Origin of the sequence: Acetobacter farinalis, from assembly GCF_011516935.1 — a bacterium.
In the GTDB taxonomy this organism is placed as follows: domain Bacteria; phylum Pseudomonadota; class Alphaproteobacteria; order Acetobacterales; family Acetobacteraceae; genus Acetobacter; species Acetobacter farinalis.
The window spans coordinates 1-3437 of the sequence record NZ_WOTF01000048.1 but is presented as its reverse complement, the minus strand read 5'-3'; the positions used below and the strand labels follow the sequence as shown (position 1 = coordinate 3437).

The following is a 3437-nucleotide window of genomic DNA, read 5'->3' as shown; positions in this document are numbered from 1 at the left end:
GTCTGGCGGCACCCTGTCCGGCGGCACCCTGACGGTTCTCCCGTCTGGTCAGGCCCAGAATGTGAGCGCAATCAGCGCGGGGCAGATCCAGGTAAGAGGCGGCTCAACCGTCGGCACGGTGATTTCCGGAGCGGCAACCATTGAAGTTGTCTCTTCAGGCGGCACGACCACAGGAACGCTGGCAACAGGCTTTGCCGGTCAGACCGTTTACTCCGGCGCGGTGGCGTCCAACACAACCGTGACCAACAGCGGTGGCATTTTCCTGCAGGGCGGGACAACCATCGGTGCCGTCATCAGGGATCCGAGAAGCTTCGAAACCGTTACCAGTGGCGGCATTGCCTCTGGCACAACCGTAAGCGCCGGCGCTGCGCTGAATCTTACCTCCGGCAGTGCCATCAATACGGTCGTCGCCAGCGGCGGCACTCTCAGTGCAACCCGCGGCACAATTGCAGGGAACACGACCGTCAGCAGCGGGGCGCTGGTAACCGCAACCTCCAATGTCATGCTGTCCGGAACTGTCACGGATGCAGGGCTTCTGTCGGGTGGTGTGGTGGTCTCTGGCGGTGTGGTCAATGTGGTATCCGGCGGGGCCGCCAATACGGTCACTGTGGGCAGCAGCGGCAACATGCTCGTCAATAGCGGCACGCTTTTCGATGTGACCGTCTCCGGTCCGGCTGACGGCATTGCCGATACAAGCAACGCAGGCGTGTTGGTCCTCAGCGCGGGCAGCGTTAATGACGCCACCGTCTACGGTTATGCAATCCTGTCTTCCGGTCAGGTCAGCGGCCTGACAGTTGCCTCCCATGGTGCCGTCGATCTTGAAAGCGGTGTCACGGTTGCCTCCGGTGCCATCGTGTCCAATGGTGGCATTGTGTTCGTCAACAGTGGTGCATTACTGAGTGGTGCAACTGTTTCCGGGGCAGCCCAGATCATCTCCGGTCGGGATGCAACGGACGCGGAAGTGATTATCCGCAGCGGCGCGTCTGTCGATGCAACCAGCTTCGGCAGCGGTGGTTACGCGAACATCGAAGGCGGTACGCTGGCCGATGCGACCCTGACCAGCGGCGCAACAGCCAATGTGTTCTCAGGGACCGTCAGCGGAACAGCTTTTGGCAGCGGCGCCCAGCTTGGTGTCTATGGTGGCACTGTCGGCGGGACCAATACATTTGCTTCCGGCGCGGACATCACGGTCGGGGCAACTTATAACCCGGGCAGCGCCACGGCAATTGACCACTACACCTGGAGCCTGAGTTCCTTCTCCGGTGGCGGTCTACTCTCCGGCACAACACTCAACAATGGTGTGTCCGCAACCCTTCTCAGCGGCGGCACGATTACAAACACGACACTAACCAGCGGCGCTTCAATCGTTGGCTCCGGCGGTGCGCTGGGTAATACGGTCATCAGCCAGGGTGCCCTTGTCTCTGTAACGTCCAACGTGTCTCTGACCGGTGTGACAACCGACTATGGCATGCTGTCCGGCGGTGTGGTGTCCGGCGCGGTTGTCAACGTGATCTCCGGCGGGGCTGCCAATACGGTCACTGTGGGCAGCAGCGGCCTACTGACTGTGGCCTCCGGGGCTGTGGCCAACACGACGGTGCAGGCTGGCGGTGTGCTCAGCGGCGGGGCGGCGGGTGCCTATACCGGCACGACGACCGTTCAGTCCGGCGGGTCCGTGGTCACCGGCGAAGTGCACGGAAATCTCGACCTGAACAACGGTGCCAGCGCGACCAGTCTGTGGGTCATGTCCGGCGGGTCTGTTGCCGCGTCTTCCGGGTCTGTCCTGTCGGGTTCGACAACGGTCAGTGCCGGCGGCGTGGTCTCGATGGCCAGCGGCGCGACAATGGGCAGCGGCGCGAACATCTGGATCCGTGATGGTGGTTCCGCAACGATCTGGAACAATGCCGGCGGGTCTGTGAACCTGCAGGGCAGCACGAACACCGGTCTGGTTGTCAGTGGTCTGTCCAATGGTGGCACACTCAGCACGGTGATCAGCGGGTTTGACGGGACATCTGCCGGGAACTCTGACGGCATCGAGCTTGCCGGAGTGACGGCAGCAGATGTGAAGCCGAATGGCGTGAGCTATCCGGATAACGACCATGTCACGCTGGCCCTGACCAATGGTCAGACCATCACGATGAACATTGTTGGTGTGGGCACCTACGGGTATACGCTGGGCACAGCCGGTGACGGGGACCTCGTTTTCGAAGTCTGCTTCCTTGCCGGTTCCATGATCCGCACACCGTCTGGTGATGTGGCTGTGGAAGAGCTGCGGATTGGCGACACGGTCATGACATGGGACTGGAAGGCACAGACTGAGGCGGAACGCCCGGTTGTCTGGGCCGGCCGGAAATCCATGCAGGTGAAAGCTGGTCGTGCAGACGACGAGGCGGGGTACCCTGTCCGGATCCTCAAGGACGCGCTGGCCGATGGCGTGCCAAGCCAGGATCTTCTGGTTACACCAGAACACTGCCTGTTCTTCGAGGACAAGTTCGTGCCGGTGCGCATGCTGGTGAACGGGCGGAGCATCGTCTACGACCGCTCCATCACGTCCTACGACTACTTCCATATCGAAACGGAAGAGCATGCCGTGATCTGGGCCAACGACACCCGGACAGAAAGCTATCTGGATACGGGGAACCGTGCGACCTTCCGTCAGGGTGGGGCTGTGGTGCGTTTCGGACAGACGCTGGCTGGTAAAAGCTGGGAGACGGATGCTGCGGCATCTCTCAGTGTTGCGCGTGAAGTTGTCGAGCCTTTGTTCCGTGCGCTTGACGCACGTGCATCTGAAGTGGGTCTGGAACGGGTAGTGGGTAAAATGGAGCTGACATCAGATGCAGATATGCATCTTGATGTGGGAGACGGACAGACGATCCGTGCGGCCCGTCAGCAGGGGAACCTGCTGACGTTCATGCTGCCTCGCGGTGTTGAAAGCGTGTCTCTTGTCTCTCGTGCCAGCCGCCCGAGTGATGTGATCGGTCCGTTTGTGGATGACCGCCGCCAACTGGGTGTTCTGGTAGGCCAGATCACTCTGTTTGACGGCAAAACCACACGCGCGCTGACGGAGCACCTGAAACAGGCGGAGCTTTCCGGCTGGTATGGTGTGGAGAACTCTGGCCGTTGGACGAATGGCAGGGCCATTGTGTCTGTAGGGCTGGCTGGTTATGCAGGACTTCGTCTGCTGACGATTGAGGTTCTGGCCGCTGGACCCTATCAGGTTACGGCAGGTGATACGGTTGAGGATCTGGCCATTACCGGCTGAGACTTGAGACAGTAAGCCTTCAGGGACAGACCCCTTCCTTTGCGGGAAGGGGTCTGTTTTTGTTTTGAGGTGGAGGGATCGAAGAACCGTTGATTGATGTGCTTGGCCAGTAATTTCTGGGTTTTGGCGATTTGATTGACGGTTTTCTGGAGAGCTTTTGATCTGCGTTTTGAGCAGA

Annotated in this window: 1 protein-coding gene; it reads left to right on the top strand. The window is 60.4% G+C overall.

All coding sequences use genetic code 11. From position 1 onward, the window contains the following. The coding region (locus GOB82_RS12995) for a Hint domain-containing protein (protein WP_242007417.1) at positions 1–3259 on the top strand (3259 nt) is incomplete at its 5' end. Positions 3260–3437 lie beyond the last annotated feature (178 nt).